General features: G+C 64.9%; 19 protein-coding genes and 1 tRNA gene. 16 read left to right on the top strand and 4 right to left on the bottom strand.

Annotated features, from left to right (window positions below; all coding sequences use genetic code 11):
* Genes dut through KVP70_RS10355 form a run of 3 tightly spaced genes read left to right on the top strand, consistent with a single transcriptional unit; the run spans window position 1 to window position 1,981 of the window.
* Window positions 1–450, top strand: a complete 450-nt coding sequence (gene dut, locus KVP70_RS10345) for a dUTP diphosphatase (RefSeq protein WP_008451445.1) — start codon at window positions 1–3, stop codon at window positions 448–450.
* A gap of 22 nt (window positions 451–472) precedes the next feature.
* Entirely contained in the window at window positions 473–1,573 is a 1,101-nt protein-coding gene (locus KVP70_RS10350) for a M48 family metallopeptidase (protein WP_217942071.1), read from the top strand.
* 15 nt (window positions 1,574–1,588) lie between these two features.
* Window positions 1,589–1,981, top strand: coding sequence for a surface-adhesin E family protein (locus tag KVP70_RS10355; protein WP_217942072.1), 393 nt, complete (start codon window positions 1,589–1,591; stop codon window positions 1,979–1,981).
* A gap of 14 nt (window positions 1,982–1,995) precedes the next feature.
* Here the strand turns inward: KVP70_RS10355 and KVP70_RS34625 are convergent, their stop codons facing one another.
* Window positions 1,996–2,127, bottom strand: a complete 132-nt coding sequence (locus KVP70_RS34625) for a hypothetical protein (protein ID WP_020701555.1) — start codon at window positions 2,125–2,127, stop codon at window positions 1,996–1,998.
* A 43-nt stretch (window positions 2,128–2,170) separates the two neighbouring features.
* Between KVP70_RS34625 and KVP70_RS10360 the strand changes: the two genes are divergently transcribed.
* From KVP70_RS10360 to KVP70_RS10370, 3 genes are all read left to right on the top strand, one after another.
* A complete protein-coding gene (locus KVP70_RS10360; protein WP_217942073.1) occupies window positions 2,171–3,193 on the top strand; it encodes an XdhC family protein in 1,023 nt (340 codons plus the stop codon).
* 97 nt (window positions 3,194–3,290) lie between these two features.
* Window positions 3,291–4,181, top strand: a complete 891-nt coding sequence (locus tag KVP70_RS10365; protein ID WP_217942074.1) for a DMT family transporter — start codon at window positions 3,291–3,293, stop codon at window positions 4,179–4,181.
* Window positions 4,178–5,095, top strand: a complete 918-nt coding sequence (locus KVP70_RS10370) for a DNA-3-methyladenine glycosylase family protein (RefSeq protein WP_217942075.1) — start codon at window positions 4,178–4,180, stop codon at window positions 5,093–5,095. Before KVP70_RS10365 ends, KVP70_RS10370 begins: the two co-directional genes overlap by 4 nt.
* Here KVP70_RS10370 and KVP70_RS10375 read toward each other — a convergent pair.
* Window positions 5,092–7,272: a putative bifunctional diguanylate cyclase/phosphodiesterase gene (locus KVP70_RS10375; protein WP_217942076.1), complete on the bottom strand. Its 2,181-nt coding sequence runs from the start codon at window positions 7,270–7,272 to the stop codon at window positions 5,092–5,094. The two genes, KVP70_RS10370 and KVP70_RS10375, sit on opposite strands and share 4 nt — an antisense overlap.
* 309 nt (window positions 7,273–7,581) lie before the next feature.
* On the opposite strand from KVP70_RS10375, the gene accD reads away from it, so the two are divergent.
* The 4 genes from accD (at window position 7,582) to pepA (ending at window position 13,511) form a co-directional block, all read left to right on the top strand.
* Entirely contained in the window at window positions 7,582–8,451 is an 870-nt protein-coding gene (gene accD / locus KVP70_RS10380; protein ID WP_217942077.1) for an acetyl-CoA carboxylase, carboxyltransferase subunit beta, read from the top strand.
* A gap of 29 nt (window positions 8,452–8,480) precedes the next feature.
* Window positions 8,481–9,521 carry a MerR family transcriptional regulator gene (locus KVP70_RS10385; protein ID WP_217942078.1) on the top strand — a complete coding sequence of 347 codons (1,041 nt, stop codon included), beginning with the start codon at window positions 8,481–8,483 and terminating at the stop codon, window positions 9,519–9,521.
* A 70-nt stretch (window positions 9,522–9,591) separates the two neighbouring features.
* Window positions 9,592–12,381 (top strand): XrtA/PEP-CTERM system TPR-repeat protein PrsT, encoded by a 2,790-nt coding sequence (gene prsT, locus KVP70_RS10390; protein WP_217942079.1) that lies wholly within the window; start codon window positions 9,592–9,594, stop codon window positions 12,379–12,381.
* Between the two features lie 221 nt (window positions 12,382–12,602).
* Window positions 12,603–13,511, top strand: coding sequence for a flocculation-associated PEP-CTERM protein PepA (pepA, locus tag KVP70_RS10395; RefSeq protein ID WP_217942080.1), 909 nt, complete (start codon window positions 12,603–12,605; stop codon window positions 13,509–13,511).
* A 70-nt stretch (window positions 13,512–13,581) separates the two neighbouring features.
* Here pepA and KVP70_RS10400 read toward each other — a convergent pair whose 3' ends face one another.
* Together KVP70_RS10400 and KVP70_RS10405 are read right to left on the bottom strand one after the other, a co-directional pair.
* Window positions 13,582–14,241, bottom strand: a complete 660-nt coding sequence (locus KVP70_RS10400; protein ID WP_229224723.1) for an acyltransferase — start codon at window positions 14,239–14,241, stop codon at window positions 13,582–13,584.
* A gap of 104 nt (window positions 14,242–14,345) precedes the next feature.
* A tRNA-Met gene (locus KVP70_RS10405) sits at window positions 14,346–14,422 on the bottom strand.
* A 171-nt stretch (window positions 14,423–14,593) separates the two neighbouring features.
* Here KVP70_RS10405 and KVP70_RS10410 point away from each other — a divergent pair.
* The 6 genes from KVP70_RS10410 (at window position 14,594) to KVP70_RS10435 (ending at window position 21,477) form a co-directional block, all read left to right on the top strand.
* Window positions 14,594–15,166, top strand: a complete 573-nt coding sequence (locus tag KVP70_RS10410) for an NUDIX hydrolase (RefSeq protein WP_217942081.1) — start codon at window positions 14,594–14,596, stop codon at window positions 15,164–15,166.
* Between the two features lie 18 nt (window positions 15,167–15,184).
* Window positions 15,185–15,913 carry a leucyl/phenylalanyl-tRNA--protein transferase gene (aat, locus tag KVP70_RS10415; protein ID WP_217942082.1) on the top strand — a complete coding sequence of 243 codons (729 nt, stop codon included), beginning with the start codon at window positions 15,185–15,187 and terminating at the stop codon, window positions 15,911–15,913.
* A 74-nt stretch (window positions 15,914–15,987) separates the two neighbouring features.
* Window positions 15,988–16,716 carry an arginyltransferase gene (locus tag KVP70_RS10420; protein ID WP_217942083.1) on the top strand — a complete coding sequence of 243 codons (729 nt, stop codon included), beginning with the start codon at window positions 15,988–15,990 and terminating at the stop codon, window positions 16,714–16,716.
* Window positions 16,717–16,749: 33 nt separating this feature from the next.
* Window positions 16,750–17,790, top strand: coding sequence for a quinone-dependent dihydroorotate dehydrogenase (locus KVP70_RS10425; RefSeq protein WP_217942084.1), 1,041 nt, complete (start codon window positions 16,750–16,752; stop codon window positions 17,788–17,790).
* A 10-nt stretch (window positions 17,791–17,800) separates the two neighbouring features.
* Complete coding sequence (locus KVP70_RS10430) at window positions 17,801–18,847, top strand: aldo/keto reductase (protein ID WP_217942085.1); 1,047 nt, start codon at window positions 17,801–17,803, stop codon at window positions 18,845–18,847.
* Window positions 18,848–19,065: 218 nt separating this feature from the next.
* Window positions 19,066–21,477, top strand: a complete 2,412-nt coding sequence (locus KVP70_RS10435; RefSeq protein WP_217942086.1) for a TonB-dependent receptor plug domain-containing protein — start codon at window positions 19,066–19,068, stop codon at window positions 21,475–21,477.
* Window positions 21,478–21,490 lie beyond the last annotated feature (13 nt).

A 21,490-nucleotide genomic window follows, 5' to 3' on the forward strand; every position in this document is an offset into this window, starting at 1 on the left:
ATGAAAAATATCGACGTCAAAATCCTCGACCCGCGCATGAAAGACCAGATGCCGGCCTACGCCACCCCGGGTTCCGCCGGCCTCGATCTGCGCGCCTGCATCGATGCGCCCATGGTCATCGAAGCCGGACAAACCGTGCTGATACCCACCGGCCTGGCGATCCACGTCGCCGATCCGGGCTACGCCGCCATGATCCTGCCGCGCAGCGGCATGGGCCACAAAAACGGCATCGTGCTGGGTAATCTGGTAGGCTTGATCGACTCCGACTACCAGGGCCAGCTGATGATCTCGACCTGGAACCGCGGCCACAGCGCCTTCACGCTGAACCCGATGGAACGCCTGGCGCAGCTGATCATCGTGCCGGTGCTGCAAGTGGGCTTCAACGTGGTCGAAGAATTCGGCGACAGCGAGCGCGGTGAAGGCGGCTTTGGCAGCACCGGCAAACACTAACAAAAACAGACGGAGACCCTGGATGGTCCAGCAGACAAACAAGATCAATCAATACGCCTCATTGTCCCTGTTGGCGGCGGCATCGCTGCTGTCGGCCTGCTCGACTTTCCAATCCAAGCCGGCGCCCGCGCCGGCCGAACCGGTGGTGGCCCGCGTCATCAACGAAGAACCGCCGGTGGTCACCGCCAAGATGGCCGCCGCGCGCGATTCCCTGAGCCAGATGGTGGCCCTGCAGGACCGCCTGTACCGCATCGCCGGCCCGCTGTTGATCAACAACGCGGACCTGTGCCGCACACAGGCGCGCAACCTGCTCGGCTTCACCGCCAAGAACAAATACTCCTACACCGGCGAATTCGTCGACGCCGCGCAGGCGGTGCTGAATTACGGCGACCGCCTGGAAGTGGCCAGCGTGCTGGCCGGCAGCGGCGGCGCGCGCGCCGGCCTGCGCAAGGGCGACGGCCTGGTCGCCGCCGAGGGCAAGACCCTGCCCACCGGCCAGAATGCCGAAACCCAGGCCGCCGGCATCCTCGGCCCGCTGGTCTCCGGCCATCAGTCGCTCAACCTGATCGTCGCCCGCGATGGCCGCAACCAGGCGCTCAACGTGCCGGTCACGCGCGCCTGCGCCTTCAAGATCGACATCGGCAACTCGGACAATATCAACTCCTACTCGGACGGCCAGCGCGTGATGATCACGCGAGGCATGGTCAACTTCGCGCACAGCGACGAAGCCATCGCCTACGTGCTGGCCAAGGACATCGCCCACAATGTGCTGGGCCACGCCGCCACCACCCGTTCCGCCTACACGGTCGGCAGCATCATCGACAACCTGGTGTCCGTGCGGCCCGACCTGACGATGTTGATCGGCACCGCCGGGGTCAAGCCCATGCCGCAGGAACTCGACGCGGCGGCCGACTACCTGTCGCTGTACATGGTGGCCCGCGCCGGCTACAGCCTGGACCACGCGCACGCCTTCTGGCAGCGCATGGCCGGACAATATCCCGCCACGGTGCTAAACGGGTATACTGCCAACCACCCCGCCGTTAACTACCGCCTGTCGGTGATCGACAAGACCATCGCCGAAATCAAGGGCAAGCAGGCGGCCAAGAAGCCACTGGTGCCGTAACTCGGAGAAGCCGCCATGAACAAGCCGGGCCTGTTAGCAATCACCTTGATACTGATGTGTGGCTGGGCCCATGCGGCGCAATGGGCCAAGGTCAAGGGCGACGGCGCCGGCGTCTTCTACATCGACAAGGCCAGCATCATCAAGGCCGACAAGACGCGCAAGGTGTGGTCGATGCGCAGCTACGGCAAGCCGCAAACCACGCCCGAGGGCAAGCCTTACCGTTCGGTCAAGGCGCTGCACCTGTATTCCTGTGAAGACCGCACCACCGTGCTGCTGTCGCAGGTGTTCTACCCCGAGGCCATGGGCAAGGGGGAACCGGTCGAAAACTACAAATACGAGAAGTTCAACCCGGAAGACATCGTGCCGGACAGCCCGTTCGACAACGCGCTGTCCGTGGTCTGCAAATAGCTGAGTTTGGGAACTTAGCCGGGGAAATTGGGGAACACGTTCCCCATCAGCCAGGTCAGCCCCGCGCACAGCAGCACGGCGAGTATCAGCACGATCAGCAGGCGGCCGAATTTGGGCGAGCCGTCGTCTTCCTTGGGAGTGGTCATGGCAGTTCCTGCAAGCTTTAGAGAGCCGTAGTATATTCCATCCATGGACAGCATCGACCTTGAAGTACTCAAAACCAGCGCCGCCTGGATCGCCGCCGGGCGCCGCTGCGAACTGATCACCGTCATCAAGACCTGGGGCTCCAGTCCGCGTCCGATCGGCGCCACGCTGGCCATCTGCGAGGACGGCACGGTGATCGGCTCCGTCTCCGGCGGCTGCATCGAGGACGACCTGATCGCCCGCGTGCGCGACGAGGGCATACGCCGCACCGTGCCGGAGATCGTCAGCTACGGCATCACGGCCGACGAGGCCCACCGTTTCGGCCTGCCCTGCGGCGGCACCATCGAGCTGGCGATCGAGCCGCTGTCGGCGCGCAGCCGCGTGGCCGAGCTGCTGGAACGGCTGGAGCGGCACGAGCTGGTGCAGCGCCGCCTGGACCTGCACAGCGGCGAGGTGGAACTGTCCAAGGCCGCGCCGGGCGCGCAGATGCAGGTCAGCGAGCGCGCCATGGTCAGCCTGCACGGCCCGCGCTGGCGGCTGCTGATCATCGGCGCCGGCCAGCTGTCGCGCTTCCTGGCGCAGATCGCCACCGCCATGGACTACCACGTCATCGTCTGCGACCCGCGCGAGGAATACCGCGCCGGCTGGCAGGTCGACGGCGTGCAGCTGGTGCACGACATGCCCGACGATACGGTGATCGCCATGCAGCTGGACCGCCGCAGCGCCGTCGTCGCGCTGACCCACGATCCCAAGCTGGACGACCTGGCGCTGATGGAGGCGCTGAAGTCGGACGCGTTCTACGTCGGCGCCATCGGTTCGCGGCTGAACAACAGCAAGCGCCGCGAGCGGCTGCTGGAGTTCGACCTGACGCCGCAGCAGCTGGCGCGCCTGCACGGGCCGATCGGCCTGTACATCGGCAGCAAGACGCCGTCCGAGATCGCGATCTCCATCCTGGCCGAGATGACCGCGATTAAAAACGGCGTGCCGACCGCGATGCTGATCCCGCATGCCGCCACGCCGGCCACGCCCGGCGAGAACGCCTGTGCGGTCGATATCGGCGCGGCGTAAAAACCGCAAGCACGAACAATTCAAAAGCAAGAACCGGCTAGCCCGCAGCCCGCGGCTACGGGACAATAGCGCCACCGTTCACCGACTGGAATTCCGCATGAGCACCGCCAACCTGTTACGCCTGATCTTCCTCGCCGCCATCTGGGGCGGCTCCTTCCTGTTCATGCGCATCGCCGCGCCGGTGCTGGGCGCCGCCGTGCTGATCGAGTACCGCGTGCTGTTCGCGTCGCTGTTCCTGGCGGTCATCGCGCTGGCGCTGAAAAAGCCGCTGAACCTGCGCCAGAACTGGAAGCACTACCTGATCCTCGGCCTGTTCAATTCCGCGCTGCCGTTCCTGATGTTCGCCTTCGCCGCGCGCACCTTGTCGGCCTCCCTGCTGGCGGTGCTGAATGCCACCACGCCGCTGTGGGGCACGCTGATCGCCGCTGTCTGGACCCGCCACATGGTCAGCGGCAAAGTGATGCTGGGTTTGCTGCTGGGCGCCTGCGGCGTCGCGCTGCTGGTCGGCTTCGACCACGTCACCACCAAGCCGGGCGCCGGCATCGCCATCGCGGCGGTGCTGTTCGCCTCCTTCAACTACGGCATCGCCAGCAACTACGCCAAGCAGGCCAAGGCGGTCGAGCCGTTCTCCAACGCGCACGGCTCGATGTGGGCCTCGACCCTCCTGGTGCTGCCGGCGCTGCCGTTTTTCCCGGCGCCGGGCGAGCCGACCATCGGCATCATGGGCGCGGTGCTGGCGCTCGGTGTGCTGTGCAGCGGCGTGGCCTACCTGATCTACTTCCGTTTGATCCAAGATGTCGGCCCGTCGTCGGCGCTGACGGTGACCTTCCTCAGCCCCCTGTTCGGCATCCTGTGGGGCATGCTGTTCCTCGGCGAGAGCGTCGGCTGGTACACCTTCGTCGGCGCGGCCATCGTCATCACCGGCACCGCGCTGGTGACCGGCTTCCGTCCCGGCTTCGGCTTCCTGAACAAGGCCAAGGCAGCGTGAAGCCCTACACCCTGCCGCTGCCGGCCAACTACCGGCTGGACGACGTACTGGCCTTCCACAGCCGCGACGCCGAAAGCGTGGCCGAGCAAGTCAGCCCCGAGCGCCTGCGCAAGGGCATGCTGATCGCCGGCGTGCCGGTGGTGCTGGAGATCGTGCCCGACCACCCCGCCGCGCCCACCAGCGCCAGCTGCACCGTGCACGCCGACGGCCCGCTGTCCAAGGCCGCGCAGCAGCAGGTGCGCGAGGCGGCACTCAGCATTCTCGGCCTGCGCATCGATCCCGAGCCGTTCATCGCCTTCGCCGCCAGGGACAAGATGTTCGGGCCCTTGACGCGCGCGCAGCCCGGCCTGCGCATCGTCCAATCGGCCACCGTGTTCGAGGCGCTGACCTGGGCCATCATCGGCCAGCAGATCAACCTGTCGTTCGCGATCGCGCTGCGCCGCACCTTCATCCTGCAGGCCGGCCGCCAGCACAGCAGCGGCTTGTGGTGCTACCCCGCCGCCGAAGACGCGGCCAGGCTGCACATCGACGACCTGACCAGCCGCAAATTCTCGCGCGCGAAGGCGGAAACGCTGCTGCGCCTGGCCGGCCTGGTCGCCGGCGGCGAGCTGCCGCTGGAGCTGTCGCCGTCGAACAGCATCGAACAGGTGTCGGCGGCGCTGCTGGCGGTCAAGGGCATCGGCCCGTGGACCGTCAACTACGGCCTGCTGCGCGGCTACGGCCATGCCGACTGTTCGCTGCACGGCGACGTCGCGATCCGCGCCGCGCTGCAACACCTGCTGGGCGAAGAGAGCAAGCCGGACATGCCGCGCACCGAGAAAATCCTGGCCCGGTACAGCCCTCACCGCACCATGGCCGCCGCCCATCTGTGGGCCAGCCTGCACCCGCGCGCGGACGGCGACAGCCCCGCCTAGGCGGCGCACAGGCGACGCTCGCTGACGTAGGCTTCGAACTGGCCGGCGGTCAACGGCCGGCTGTAGTAAAAGCCCTGTATCTCGTCGCAGCCCTGCTCCCGCAAGTACTCCAGCTGCGCCGGGTGCTCGACGCCCTCGGCGATGGTGTGCAAGCCCAGGCTGCGCGCCAGGTTGATGATGGCGGCGACGATCGCACGGTCGTCCGGATCGGTGCTGATGTCGCGCACAAAGGACTGGTCGATCTTCAGCTTGTAGATCTTGAATTTCTTCAGGTAGCTCAGCGACGAGTAGGCAATGCCGAAATCGTCGATCGCCATCCGCACGCCCAGCTCGTGCAGCTTGTCCATCACGGCGATCGCCGCCAGCGGATCGTGCATGGCCGTGCCTTCGGTCAGCTCCAGCTCCAGGTATTGCGGTTCCAGCTGCTCCTGCGCCAGGATGTTGCTGACCAGTTGCGGCAGGTCTGGATGGCGGAACTGCGTGGTCGACAGGTTCACCGCCATCATGAACGGCGCCATGCCCTGGTCCAGCCAGGTCCTCATCTGGCGCACCGCCTGGCGCAACACCCATTCGCCGATCGACAGCATCAGGCCGCTGTCCTCGGCGGCCGGAATGAACTCGGCCGGCGACACCGCGCCCAGCGTGGGATGCTGCCAGCGCAGCAGCGCCTCGGCGCCTATGATACGGCCGTCGTGCGCATCGACCTGCGGCTGGTAGTGGACGCTGAGTTCGCGATTTTCCAGCGCGTGCCTGAGCGCGCCGACGATCTGCATCCGCCGCACCGCTTCGGCCTCCAGATCGCTGGTGAAGAAGCAATAGCCGTTGCGGCCGTTCTGCTTGGCCCGGTACATGGCGGAGTCGGCGCAGCGCACCAGCGTCTCCAGGTCCTTGCCGTCCTGCGGATAGACGGCCACGCCGATCGAAGCACTGACCGACAATTCATGCTGCTCGACGGCGAACGGTTCCAACACCGTGTCGAGTATCTTTTGCGCCACGCGCGGCAGCGCCTCGACATCGTCGCCGTGCAGCAGGAAAATGAATTCATCGCCGCCCAGCCGTGCCACGGAGTCTTCGGCGCGCAGCGTCAGCCGCAGGCGGCGCGCCAGCCGGACCAGCAGCGCGTCGCCGATGCTGTGGCCCAGGCTGTCGTTGATATCCTTGAAGCGGTCCAGGTCGAGGAACATCACCGCCAGCTTGCGGCCCTCGCACTGGGCCTTCAGGATCGCCTGGCGCGCGCTCTCGTCCAGCTGCACACGATTGGGCAAGCCGGTCAGCACATCGAAATGCGCCAGATGTTCGATCCGCTCCTCGGCCAGTTTGCGCTCGGTGACGTCGCGCGAAATGCCAAAGATGCCCGTCGCGTGGCCGGCGCTGTCCAGCAGCGGCCCCTTGGTCGACAGGAACAGCGCCTGCCTGCCGTCCGGCAGGGTCAGGTGTTCCTCGCTGGTCTGGGTGCGGCCGGCCCGCATCACCAACTGGTCTTGCTGCCGCATCCTGGCCGCCGACGGTGCGGAGAACAACTGCTCGTCGGTGCGTCCCAGGATCTGGTCCGCCGGCATGTCGAGAAATGCCGCCGTCGCCTGGTTGACCAGCAGATAGCGACCTTGTAAATCCTTGACATAGACCGCGTCCGAGGTGCCGCCGATGATGCCGCTCAACAGCTTGCGGTGGGACTCGCCCTTGCGCAAGGCGCTGCGCATGAATTCGCTCAACATGCCGGCCACCACGCCATTGACGATCAATAGCAGCCACTGCATCAGGTCACGCAGGTCAGCAAACCGCATGCTGTACAAAGGGTGCAGCACCAGCAGTTTGATCCCCACCGCCGCCGTCGCCGTCGCCAGCAAGCCCGGCCCCAAGCCGCCGACCAGCGCGCTGACCATGATCGGCAACATGAACAGCACCATCAAGGGACGCGGCTCGCTGGCGTCGACCAGATGGGTGCGGACCACCAGCATCGTCCCGACCAGCAGCAGCGCCAGCGGGTAGTGGTACCAGCAGTGGCCGGCGCCGGGCACCAGGCCGCGGGCCGCCACCTCGAACAGCGGCTGGCGATGGTCATCACGGGTCGACACCGCCCGCATCGCCAGCGCATAACCGGCCGCGCTGCACACGACAAAGAACACGCCCTTGGCGCTGGACAGCCAGATCACGACTTGCGATTCACGCGCACCCAATAACTGATCCGATAACAGCACCCAGGCTGAGCCGAGCACGAGGTAGGTCGCTGTGACCAATGCAATGAATCGGGAGTGATTACTAGCCATGGCGGGCACCGGAGTGGTAGGAATTGCTTGAGAGTAGCATCGGCAATCGGGCCTGCCCAGCAATGCCGCGCGCCGGCCGGCCGTAAATCGCACGTCCTTGACCTAGGTCAAATTTGCCAAATGCCGTTGTGTTAATCGGCGCACAAATGCGCAGATTTCGCTTGAGCCTGACGCTGCGTCAGGCTGTACGCTGCATGCCTTACCGTGAAGGAGCATGCATTGAGCTGGATAGAAAAACTGCTGCCGCCGCGCATCAAGCGCGGCGCCGAGCAGCGGCAGTCCATCCCCGCCGGGCTGTGGATCAAATGCGCCGCCTGCGAGGCGGTGCTGTACCGCGCCGACCTGGAAGCGAACCTGCAGGTCTGCCCCAAATGCAGCCACCACATGCGCATCCGCGCCCGCAACCGCCTCGATGCGCTGCTCGATGCCGGCGGCCGGCACGAGATCGGCCAGGAAGTGCTGCCGGTCGACACGCTCAAGTTCAAGGGCAGCAAGAGCTATACCGAACGCCTGAAGGCGGCGATGGAAGCCACCGGCGAAACCGACGCCATGATCGTCATCAGCGGCGCCATCCTGTCGGTGCCGGTGGTGGTGGCCTGCTTCGAGTTCGATTTCATGGGCGGCTCGATGGGGTCGGTGGTGGGCGAACGCTTTGTGCGCGGCGTGCAGGCGGCGATCGACCAGCATGTGCCCTTCATCTGCATCACCGCCAGCGGCGGCGCGCGCATGCAGGAGGGCCTGCTGTCGCTGATGCAGATGGCGAAGACCACCGCCATGCTGGCCAGGCTGGCGGAGAAGAAGCTGCCCTTTGTGTCGGTGCTGACCGATCCCACCTCGGGCGGCATCTCGGCCTCGTTCTGCTTCCTGGGCGACCTGGTGCTGGCCGAGCCGAAGGCGCTGATCGCCTTCACCGGCGCGCGCGTCATCAAGAGCACGCTGGGCGTGACCTTGCCGGAGGGCTATCAACGGCCGGAGTTCCTGCTCGAACGCGGCGCCATCGACATGATCGTCGACCGCCGCGCCATGCGTGCCGAACTGGCCGCGCTGCTGGCCTTGCTGCTGAAGCTGCCAAAGGACGCGCTGGCCTGAGACGGCGCGCCTGTCGTACACTGTCGCGCATGAAAGAACATCACGACAGCACGGTCCTGAAAATCGGCGAACTGGCGGCGCGCTCCGGCCTGACGGTGCGCGCGCTGCACCACTACGACAGCATCGGCCTGTTGACGCCGTCGGCCCGCGCGGATTCCGGCTACCGCCTGTACAACCGCGACGACGTCGCGCGCCTGCATCGTATCCAGACGCTGCGGCGCTTCGGCATGTCGCTAGGCGACATCGCCACCTTCCTGGCCAGCCCGGACGCGCCGTTTGCCGACATCGTCGCGCAGCAGATCGCCGCGCTGGGCCAGCAGATCGAACAGGCGGCGGCGCTGCGCGAACAACTGATGCAACTGCAGCACGTGCTGGGCAGCGGCCGCAGTCCCGAGCTGTCCGACTGGCTGGAAACGCTGGAGCGGATGGACCTGTACGACAAATATTTCACCCGCGAAGAGTTGAAGCGCCTGCCCTTCTGGCAGCAGGACGCGCGCCGCCACGCCGCCTGGGCCGCGCTGGTGGGCGAAGTGGAAGCGCTGATGGCGCAAGGCGCGCCGCCGGACGACCCGCGCGCGGGCGAACTGGCGGAGCGCTGGATGCAGACACTGCAACACGATACCAACGCCCATCCCGGACTCGCTCTGCGCATCACCGACATGCTGGACCAGGAGCTCGCGGTGCAGCAGCAAACCCGCATCACGCCGGCGATGAAGCACTATGTGTCGACGGCGCTGGGCGCGCGCAAGCTGGGCATCTACGCGCGCTACCTTGATCCCGATGAATTGCGCACCATGCGCGACAACAGCGGCAAGCATCAGTACGAGTGGATGACGCTGATCGCCGGCGCGCATCAGCATCTGGAGGACGGCATCGCTCACGATGCGCCGTCGGCGCAGGCGCTGGCGCAGCGCTGGATGACACTTTACATGGCGCAGATCGGCGGCGCCCCGGCCACGCTGGCCAAGATCCGCGCCGCCCACGAGCAGGAACCCGCGCTGCTGAGCGGCACCTGGATCACCCCCGCCATGCTCGACTACATCAGGACCGCCTACGCCACGCTGGCTTGATCAAGCGTAAGGCCGAGGTCCATATTGCGACCTAAGATCGCGGAGGTGCCCCCACGTCCAGGAGACCTCGATGATACGATTCAGCAAAAATTCGACCGGCCGGCGCGCTCGCGCACCACGCCTGGCCATGGTGCTGCTGACGCTGACGCTGGGCGCCTGCAACAACGCGCGCGACACCGACAGCCTGATGGCCCAAGCCCGTCAGTATCGCGTCAAGGGCGAGACCAAGGCCGCCATCATCGAGCTGAAAAACGCGCTGCAGAAAACCCCCGACGATGCGCGCGCCCGCCTGCTGCTGGGCGAAGTCTATATCGACGCGGGCGATGTCGCCTCGGCCGAGAAAGAAGTGCGCAAGGCCCAGGCGTTGGGCATGGGCGCGGCGGAAATCATGCCCCGTCTGGGCAAGGTGATGCTGATGCAAGGGCAATTCAAGAAACTGCTCGACGAAGTCCAGCCCGACCCGTCCAGCCCGCACCAGACGGAGCTGCTCGTGCTGCGGGCCAACGCCTACCTGGGCCTGGGCGACAAGGCGCAGGCCCAACAACTGTTCGACGCCATGCTGGCGAAAAACCCGGACCTGCCGGAAGCGCTGCTGGGCCAGGCCAGGATCGCCGCCCTGTCGCAGCGCCTGGACCTGGCCTCGCAACATATCGAGCACGCGCTGGCCAAGCATCCCGACAATATCGCGTGTCTGCGTTTCAAGGGCGACCTGTTGCGCCTGCAAGGAAAACCCGCGGCGGCGCTACGGGCGTACAAGCAAATCCTGACCCTCCAGCCCAACAATGCGCAAGCCCATATCGATAGCGCCACCCTGCTGATCCAGGACAAAAAACTGGCCGAGGCCCGCGCCGAAATCGATGCCGCCCGCAAGATCTCGTCCAACAATCTGCCGGTGCTCTACACCCAGGCCTTGCTCGACTTTCAGGAAGCGAAATATCCGGCGGCGCGCGATACCTTGCAACTGATCTTGAGGGTGATGCCCGATCACATGCCGAGCTTGCTACTGATGGGGGCCGTGCAACCGGCCATGGGCTCATATCTGGAGGCCGAGCTCACCTTGCGCAAATTTCTCGACGCTAATCCGCACCATGTCTACGCCAGCAAGCGCCTGGCCGGCATCCTTTTGAAGAACGGCAAGACCGACGACGCCATCGAGGTGCTGGGGCCGGTGCTGGAGGCTAATCAGACGGATGTGGAACTCCTGGCCCTGGCCGGACAGGCGCAGATACAAGGCAGGCATTTCGCCAAAGCGGCTGAATATTTCCAGGCCGCCAGCGATCTGGCGCCGCAAACGGCCAGCTTGCACACCTCGCTGGGATTGAGTCGCCTGGGCGCCGGCGAATCGGCGCGCGCGGTCGCCGAACTGGAACAGGCGACCGCCCTGGATGACAAGAGCGGCAAGGCCGGCATCCTGCTGGCGATGACCCACTTGCGCAACCAGGAATACGACAAGGCGCTGCTGGCGGTGGCGGCCATGGAAAAACACGACGGCAAAAATCCGCTGGTACAAAATCTGAAGGGCGGCATCCTCTTGTCCAAGCACGACCTGGCCGGCGCGCGCGCCGGCTTCGAGCAGGCGCTGGCGCTGGACCCGGCCTACCTGCCGGCCCTCGACAACCTGGCGCAAATGGACCTGTTGGAGAAAAAACCCGAACGTGCCCGTCAGCGTTACGAAGCGGCGCTCGCCAAGGACAAGAAAAACGTGGGGCTGATGACGGGCCTGGCCAAGCTGGCCCTGACCCAGAACAACAGCGCGGAAGCGGTGCGCTGGCTGGAACGCGCCACCGCCGACCATCCCGAAGCCTTGACCCCGGCCTTGCAGTTGGCGACGCTTTACCTGCGCACCGGCGCCAGGGAAAAATCACTGAAGCTGGCACAGGCCGTCCAGGCCAGCCATCCCGCCGATCCCGACGCGCTGGCGTTGCTGGCGCAGATACAGACTGCGAACGGCAACTACGAGGCGGGGCTGGAAAACTATGCCAAGCTGGCCGCCCTGCAACCGACGTCGGCCGCCGTGCAACTGCGCATCGCCTATGCCAAGGTCGCGCTCAAGGACAATGACGGCGCCCTCGATGCGGCCAAGAAAGCCTTGCGTCTGAAAGAAGACTGGTTCGAAGCCCAGGTGCTGGCGGCGAGCTTGCTGGTCGATGGCAAGAACTACGCGGAGGCGCTTGCCATCGCGCAAACCGTACAGCGCCAGCGGCCCGAGCTGCCGGCGGGGCTGACGCTGGAAGGCGACATCTGGATGGCCCAGCACAAAGCGCAAGACGCGTTGCGCGCCTACGAGCGGGCATACAAGATGAGCCAGCTGCCGCCGCTGGCGATCAAGATCCACCAGGCCCTGCTCATGGCGGGCAAGACCAGGGAGGCGAGCCTGCATGCCGCCCAGTGGTTGCAGCAACATCCCAACGATCCCGGCTTCCGGTTCTATCAGGGCAGCGCCGATCTGGCGGCCGGGCGCTACAAGCCCGCGATCAACGCGTTCGAGGCCATCGTCCGGCAAGACCCGAAAAATGTCGTGGCGCTCAACAACCTGGCCTGGGCCTACCAGCAGGACAAAGACCAACGCGCGCTGGCGACCGCCGAACGGGCTTACCAGCTGGCCGGCACCAATCCCAGCATTCTCGACACCCTGGGCTGGATCTTGCTGGAGCAAGGCGAAACCGGCCGCGCCCTGCCCTTGCTGAAACAAGCCAAGACCCTGACGCCCGACGTGCCGGATATCGGCTATCACCTGGGCCTGGCGCTGATGAAGTCCGGCGACAAGCTTGCCGCGCGGCTCCAGTTCGAGCAACTGCTGGCCACCGACAAAGACTTCCCGCAACGCGCCGATGTCAAGGCGTTGCTGGCGTCCTGGTAGGCGCGGACCGGGCCGCAAGGCTGTCGATTTTCTTTACATGCGATCTCACCGCGCCGGCTGCACTAAAAAAAGATACTTTAAAAACAGATACTTAGAATCTCCTTCAAGCATGGCTTGGCATTTGCTTAGTAGTGGGTAGCTGACTGACTCCAAGCGGTCGGCAAGGTATTGAAACTCCACCCTAGCGTAGCGATACTCCACTCATCAAGGAAGGAAACAAAATGAAAAAATCAAGCATACTAGGCGCTCTGCTGGGAGCGCTATTTGTGGCCGGCGCGGCTCAGGCGACCACGCTGAACACCACCAGCGCCGCCAATGTGATCTTTGCCGGCAACCCGGGGGAACCGGCCGCCCCTTCGGCCTTGGGCGGCGACGGCGTCCTCCAGAACTTCACCGGCATAGACTGGCACCAGAACGGCGCGGGACTGGTGCAGGGTTTTGCGCTCACCCCCGCCAACAATACCGGCGATTTCGTCGATTTCACCCTGACATACCAAGCCTTCGCCGGCGTCATCAACACCACGTCGCCCACGCCGGACCTGCGCGTCGCCCCACCCGGCCCCGCAGTTGGCACCTATGAGCTGACGACGGTCGCCACCCTGCACGAACGGGCAACATGCCTCAACGCAGGTTGCTCCACGGTGGCGATCACCTTCACCCCCGCCACCAGCAGCAACTGGTCGATTTATTTCGATAACTCGCCCGATGCCAATCAAGCGGCCGGCACCGGCTTTACCGATGGCGCGCTGATGCTTTCCGGCACCTGGGATTCGGAACTGTCGACCTTCCTGGCAACCGGCACCTCCGGCACGCCCGGCGCCACCGGCGTAGGCTCGGCGACGTTGCTCGGCACGGTCTTGTTCACCAATGGGGCCTACGTGTCGCCGGCCCTGGCCGGTACCCGCTTCGACACCACGCTGAACTTCCCTGGCCCCGCCGCGCCCGACTTCACGCGCCCGCTGCTGGTCAATGGCATCGCCACCGGTCCCAACACGGATTCGCAATTCGTGTTGAATATCGATGGCGCCCAGCAGTTCACCCCTGTCCCTGAGCCAGCCACCCTGGCGCTGGTTGCCGCAGGCATCTTCGGCATGGGTACGCTGGGCCGTCGCCGCGAGCAGAAGAAATAGTTGGCAAGCGGGGCTGGCAATCGACTCAGGCCGGCGCTTCAGGGCGCCGGCCTCTTTTCATGGCCTGGTCTTATTTCAATCGGCGCGCCGGACTGCCGCCCCACACTTCGCCACTGCCGATGCGCGTGCCCTTGGCCACCAGCGAATTGGCCGCCACGATCGCGTTGTCGCCTATCGTCACGCCGGACAAGACCACCGCATGCGCGCCTATCGTCACATGGTCGCCTATCGTGATGAAATAATGTCCCAAGGTATCGCCCTCAATCACATGCGGCACCAGCAAGGCCGTTTCGCCGATCACGCTGTTGGCGCCTATCGTCACAAACGATGGATCGTAAATAATGCCGGAGCTGTAGGTATTGGCGCCCAGGCGGGCGCCCAGCGCAAGATAGATCAGCCGCATGATGGGGATCGGAATCATTCCACCGCGTATCAAGGAGTTGAACAGGATCAGATAGAACAGGACATAGACTTGATAGATGAACTCCTGCCTGGAGCCGAATTCAATATTTCCGTCATGCAGGGGCTGCGCCCACAGGAAAAGCCGGAAGATGAGCAGGCCATACAGGTAAACCAGCAGCACCGCCGCCGCGCTGACGGCCACGCCCCGGAAATCTCCCAGGCTGGGAATGGCGCCCACGCCGCAGTAAGCGCTCAGCACCGCCAGCAGCAATACCAGCGCCAGCATGGATAAGAAGGTGACAATCGAGGTCAGTCTGATTTTTCGCATGAAAACACTCCCCACAAGTACCTAAATTATAGGGAAAGCACGATTTTGCAGTCGCGGAAACGAAAAAGCCGCTGACACCTTTCGGTATCAACGGCTTTCAAATTTGGTTGCGGGGACAGGATTTGAACCTGTGACCTTCGGGTTATGAGCCCGACGAGCTGCCAGACTGCTCCACCCCGCGTCTGTATGTAGCTATTATAGGGCAGTTCATTGGTTTAGGCAATATTAATCCTGAAATCGGCTGCGATAGTCCGAATATATGCAGTTACCTATAGGCATAGGCCATGCCGCACCGGCTTCAATCGGTGTAAAGTAGCCAAAGTGAGCATCCTTACCGACTGAGCTATCCCCTATGAAATTCTGTTCCGAATGCGCCTCCCCCGTCAGCCTGGCCGTCCCGGCCGGCGACAACCGCCCGCGCTATGTTTGCGGCAACTGCGCCACCATCCACTACCAGAACCCGAAAATGGTGCTGGGCTCCATTCCCGTGTGGGAACGCGACGGCGAACTGAAGGTTCTGCTGTGCAAACGCGCGATCGAGCCACGCCACGGCTACTGGACGCTGCCGGCCGGCTTCATGGAAAACAATGAAACCACCGCCGAAGGTGCCATCCGCGAAACCCAGGAAGAAGCCGGCGCCAATATTGAGCTGGGTCAGCTGTTCTCGCTGCTGAACGTGGCGCGTGTCCACCAGGTCCATCTGTTCTACCTGGCCACGCTGCTGGACCTGGAGTTCGCCCCCGGCGAGGAAAGCCTGGACGTGCAACTGTTCAGCGAAGCGGAGATTCCGTGGGACGAGCTGGCCTTCCCCACCATCCGCACCACGCTGGAACTGTTCTTCGCCGATCGCGCCAGCATGCGCGAGGGCGGCGGCTACGGCTTCCACACCCAGGACATCACCCGCAATATGCGTTCCGACCTCTGATGACGTGACGCTGTCCCTATGATCCCATGGCTGGAAACCGATAGCCCCTTCCCCGACGTCGCCCAGGCGCTGACCACCGACGCGCCCGGCCTGCTGGCGGCCGGCGCCGACCTGTCGCCGCAGCGGCTGCTGATGGCCTACCGCAACGGCATCTTCCCCTGGTTTTCCGAAGGCCAGCCCATCCTGTGGTGGAGCACCGATCCGCGCATGGTGTTGATGACCGACCAGTTCCGCATCTCGGACAGCCTGAAGAAAACCCTGCGCAAGGTCGAGCGCGAGATGGCCGCCGGCGGCCGCTGGCAAGTGCGTTTCGACAGCGCCTTCGCGCAGGTGATGCGGGCCTGCGCCGCGCCGCGCCGGGACGGCCCCGGCACCTGGATTTCGGAAGACATCATCGCCGGCTACACCGGCCTGCACAAGCTGGGCTACGCCCACTCGGCCGAGTTGTGGCTGGACGGCCAGCTGGTCGGCGGCGCCTACGGCGTGTCGATCGGCCGCATGTTCTATGGCGAATCGATGTTCGCCCGCGTCACCGACGGTTCCAAGATCGCGCTGGCCTACCTGGTGCGCTTCCTGCGCCAGCACGGTGTAAAGATGATCGATTGCCAACAGGAGACCGGCCACCTGGCCTCGCTGGGCGCGGCGCCGATTCCCCGCGCGCAATTCCTGGCGCATCTGCGCAACAATATTGAATTGCCTCAGATCACCGTGTGGGTACCCATTGCACCACTGGCTGCGGACAGTTAAGCTAAAGGTGACAAGCGCCTTCGCAATCTTGGCGCTATCATAGGTCTACACCACCTGCCCTCGATAGGACGTGCATGACGCACCTGAACGATCTGCCTTTCGCGACGCTGCAGTTTTACACCACGGCGCCCTACCCTTGCAGCTATCTGGACGCGCGCCAGGCGCGCTCGCAGGTGGCTACCCCTTCGCACCTGATCAACGCCGACGTCTACTCCGAGCTGGTCAAGAACGGCTTCCGCCGCAGCGGCATCTTCACCTACCGCCCGTACTGCGACGGCTGCCAGGCCTGCATCCCGGTGCGGGTGGTGGCCGAGCAGTTCTGCCCCAACCGCGGCCAGCGCCGTGCCTGGGCCAGGCATGGCGACCTGACGGCGGGCGTGGCCACGCTGTCGTTCTCGGACGAGCACTACGACCTCTACCTGCGCTACCAGAGCAAGCGCCACGCCGGCGGCGGCATGGACCAGGACAGCCGCGACCAGTACGCGCAATTCCTGCTGCAAAGCCGGGTCAACACGCGGCTGGTGGAGTTTCGCGAGCCCGGCGGCACGCTGCGCATGGTCAGCATCATCGACGTGCTGTCGGACGGCCTGTCGTCGGTCTACACCTTCTTCGATCCCGACATCGAAGGCGCGTCCTACGGCACCTACAATGTTTTATGGCAGATCGCCCAGGCGCGCGAATTGAAGCTGCCCTATGTCTACCTGGGCTACTGGATCAAGGAAAGTCCGAAAATGTCCTACAAAACCAACTTCAAGCCGCTCGAAGCCCGCATGCGCGGCGTGTGGAGCGTGCTGGACGCCTGATAAAATACGGGGAACTACAACAAGAGCTCCCCCATGTCCGAAAAATTCCTGTACTCGCTGGCCCGTCCGATGCTGTTCTCGATGGACGCCGAAGCGGCCCACCATTTCACCCTTCCCGCACTCAAGCGCGCCGCCGCCCTGGGCCTGACCAAGCTGGTCAAGCAGCCCAAGGCCGACCCGCGCACCGTGATGGGCATTACCTTCAAGAACCCGGTCGGCCTGGCCGCCGGCCTGGACAAGGACGGCGCCTACATCGACGCGCTGGCCGACCTGGGCTTCGGCTCGATCGAGGTGGGCACCGTGACGCCGCGCGCGCAGCCGGGCAACCCCAAGCCGCGCATGTTCCGCCTGCCGGACGCGCAAGCCATCATCAACCGCATGGGCTTCAACAACGGCGGCGTCGACGCCTTCGTCGCCAACGTGCAGTCGTCACGCTTCTACCAGGACAAGGCCGGCGTGCTGGGCCTGAACATCGGCAAGAACGCCGACACCCCGATCGAACGCGCCACCGACGACTACCTGCACTGCCTGGAAAAAGTCTACCCCTACGCCAGCTACGTGACGGTCAACATCTCGTCGCCGAACACCAAGAACCTGCGCCAGCTGCAAGGCGGCTCGGAACTGGACGGCCTGCTCGGCACTTTGAAGGAAGCCCAGCTGCGCCTGGCCGACCAGCACAAGCGCTACGTGCCGCTGGCGTTGAAGATCGCGCCGGACATGGACGGCGACCAGGTCAAGAACATCGCCGACGCACTGCTGCGCCACAAGATCGACGGCGTGATCGCTACCAACACCACGTTGAGCCGCGACGCCGTCACCGGCATGTTGCACGGCGCCGAGGCCGGCGGCCTGTCGGGCGCGCCGGTGTTCGAGTTCTCCAACACGGTGATCCGCCTGCTCAAGGCCGAGCTGGGCGATGCGCTGCCCATCATCGGTGTCGGCGGCATCATGCGCGGCGCCGATGCCAAGGTCAAAATGGAGTGCGGCGCGCGGCTGGTGCAGCTGTATAGTGGCTTGATCTACGCGGGCCCGGCGCTGGTGCGCGATTGCGCGGACGCCGTACACGGCAAATAAAGGAGGCGGCATGCAGAAGACACAACTTGGTACGAGCGATCTCAAGGTCAGCAAGATCTGCCTGGGCACGATGACCTTCGGCGAGCAGAACACCGAAGCCGACGCCCACAGCCAGCTGGACTACGCGCTCGAGCGCGGCGTCAACTTCATCGACACGGCGGAAATGTATCCGGTGATGCCGCGCGCGGAAACCCAGGGCGCGACCGAGCGCTACATCGGCAGCTGGCTGAAGAAGAGCGGCGCGCGCGGCAAGGTGGTGCTGGCCACCAAGGCCGCCGGACCGAGTCCGCACATCAGCTGGGTGCGCGGCGGCCAGCAGAACTTCGACGCCGCCAATCTGCGCGCGGCGGTCGAGACCAGCCTGCAGCGGCTGCAAACCGACCATATCGATTTATACCAATTGCACTGGCCCAGCCGCAACGTGCCGGTGTTCGGCTCCAACGCCTTCAATCCCAAGCTCGAGCGCGAGTGCGTGGCGATCGAGGAAACGCTGGCCGCGCTGGGCGAGCTGATCAAGGAAGGCAAGATCGGCGCGATCGGCGTGTCGAATGAATCGTGCTGGGGCGTGAACGAGTTCATCAAGCAGTCCGAGATGCAGGGCCTGCCGCGCATCGCCAGCATCCAGAACCTGTACAACCTGACCGCGCGCCATTTCGAGACCAGCCTGCTGGACGAAACCTGCTTCCGCGAGAACGTCAGCCTGCTGGCCTACAGCCCGCTGGCCTTCGGCCAGCTGACCGCCAAGTACCACGACGACCCGAAAGCCAAGGGGCGCCTGACCTTGTTCCCGGTGACCTGGAGCCCGCGCTACCTGAGGCCGACGGTGATATCGGCCGTGGCGCAATACGCCGAGCTGGCGCGCGCCCACGGCATCACGCCGACCCAGCTGGCATTGGCGTGGTGCTACTCGCGCTGGTTCGTGGCCTCGACCATCATCGGCGCCACCAACCTGGCGCAGCTGAAGGAAAACATCGACGCCTACGGCCTGCAACTGCCGCCCGAAGTGCTGGCGCAGGTGGACGCCATCCACGCCGCCATCCCCAACCCCGGCCAATAAAACCCGGGGGTCAAGTCTGACATTCGGACACGAGCTCTGCCGTAATGCGAGATTACGGCAGAGCTCGTGTCCGAATGTCAGACTTGACCCCGGCGCTTTTAAACAACACTCCCCTGCGCGTTATCCAAATCTTGAATATCATTAGACGTAACCATTCGTGTGCAGCAACTTTGCGCACTGGTAAGCTTTCCTCATCATCAACGTAGAAAGACCGTCACATGAGCACACGCCGCATCGCCCGTCCCCTTCTGCTCAGCAGCCTGATCGCCACCGTCGTCATGCCCGCCTTTGCCCAGCAAGCCGTGGCCGACGGTGAATTGCAGTCCGTGGTCGTCACCGGCACCTATGCCAAGAACCGCCGCACCATCGATTCCGAATCGCCGGTCGACGTCATCGGCGCCAAGGAGTTGCAGGCCAGCGGTTCGAGCGAACTGGCCACCGTGCTGGGCCGTCTGCTGCCGTCGATGAACTTCCCGCGCCCGTCCGGCGCCGACGCCAGCGACGCCGTGCGCCCGGCGCAACTGCGCGGCCTGTCGCCGGACCAGACCCTGGTGCTGGTCAACGGCAAGCGCCGCCACACCACGGCGGTGGTCAACGTCAACGGCACCCAGGGCCGCGGCTCGGCGCCGGTGGACCTGAACGCGATACCGCTGGCCGCCATCGACCACATCGAGGTGCTGCGCGACGGCGCGGCCGCCCAGTACGGCTCGGACGCGATCGCCGGCGTGATCAACATCATCCTGAAAAAAGGCGCGGCCGGCGGCGAGGCCGAGATCGGCTTCGGCGAGTACCAGAAGCGCGACGGCAAGGCCCTCACGCTGCGCGGCTCCACCGGCTTCAACCTGGGCGACCAGGGCTGGGTGCGGGTGGCGCTGGAAGCGTCCAACCGCGATCCGACCAACCGCGCCGAGCCCGATTCGCGCAACAAGCTCGAGCCCCGATACGGCCAGGTGGTACAGCGCTTCGGCGATCCGGAGACCAGGCCGCGCACCGTGTTCGTCAACAGCCAATACCGCATCAACGATGACATCGACTGGTACGCCTTCGCCAACTACGGCCAGCGCAACACCTCGGCCGCAGCCACCTGGCGCACCGCGCTGCTGCCGGTCAATGTCGCGGCAACGCCGACTGTGCCCGCCCACACCGAATATGTGCCGCGCACGCCGCTCTTCCCGAACGGTTTCCTGCCGCTGGAAAACAGTGAATCGACCGACACCTCGCTGGTCACCGGCCTGCGCGGCGAAGCCGGCGGATGGCGCTGGGACGCCAGCCTGAACTACGGCAGCAACGAATTCCAGCTGGACCTGGACCACACCGTCAACCAGTCGCTGAACGCCGCCAGCCCGACCCACTTCTACGCCGGCAAGCTGAAGAACACGCAGCAGCTGTTCAACTTCGACGTCGCCAAGGAATATCCGGTGGCGGCCTTCAGCGGCCCGCTGACGGTGGCGCTGGGCGTCGAGGCGCGGCACGAGAAATACGAGATCGGCGCCGGCGACGAGGCCTCCTACATCGGCAGCGGCGCGCAGGGCTTCTCCGGCTTCCGTCCGATCAACGCCGGCGGCAACAGCCGCCACAACGAATCGATCTACGCCAACCTGGAAGCGGAAATCACCAAGCAGTTCTCGGCCTCGGGCGCGCTGCGCCATGAGCGCTACAGCGACTTCGGCAGCACCACCTCGGCCAAGGGCTCGGCGCGCTACGCGTTCACGCCGGACTTCTCGCTGCGCGGCACGGCCTCGTCGGGCTTCCGCGCGCCGTCGCTGGCGCAGCAGTTCTACACCATCACCACCACCAACTTCTCGGTGGTGAACAATGTCAACACGGCGATCGAGACCGGCACCTTCGCGGTCGGCAGCGCCGCCGCGTCGGCGCTGGGCGCGACCCAGCTCAAGGCCGAGAAAGCCCGCAACTACAGCCTCGGCGTGCAATGGTCGCCGACCCGCAACTGGAACACCTCGGTCGACGCCTACCGCATCGACATCGACGACCGCGTGGCGCTGTCGGCCAACATGACCTTGTCGCCGGCGCTGCAGGCGGCGCTGGCCAAGCAAGGCATCCTGGTGGGCGCGGGCCGCTACTTCACCAACGCCATCGACACCCGCACCACCGGCGTCGACGTGGTCAGCACCTACCGTTGGGAAACCATCGGCGCGGGCCGCTACGACTTCACCGCGGCCTACAACCACAACAAGAACTCGCTGGAGCACGTCAACGCCAACCCGGCCATCCTGAACGACAACGGCCTGACCCTGATCGACCGCCAGACCATCAACCGCCTGACCGTCGGTTCGCCGAAGGACAAGCTCAGCCTGGCGACCGACTGGTCGCTCGGCGCCTGGGGCGCGCGCGGCGTGGTGACGCGCTACGGCTGCTTCACCGTGCCGCAGAATAACGCCGCGCTGGACCAGGTCTACGATCCGCAATGGGTGCTGGACTTGTCCGGCAGCGTCAAGCTGAACAAGAACTGGCGTCTCAGCGCGGGCATCGACAACGTGACCAACCGCTATCCCGACCAGGTCACGTCGGCGAGCAACCTCAACAACAACGGCATCAATCCGTACAGCGGCTTCGCGCCGAACGGCTTCAACGGCCGCTACTACTACGCCAAGGCCGGCTACAGCTGGTGATCCAGGCCCGGCG

It is taken from the genome of Duganella violaceipulchra, assembly GCF_019166075.1.
Taxonomy (GTDB): Bacteria; Pseudomonadota; Gammaproteobacteria; order Burkholderiales; family Burkholderiaceae_D; genus Rugamonas; species Rugamonas violaceipulchra.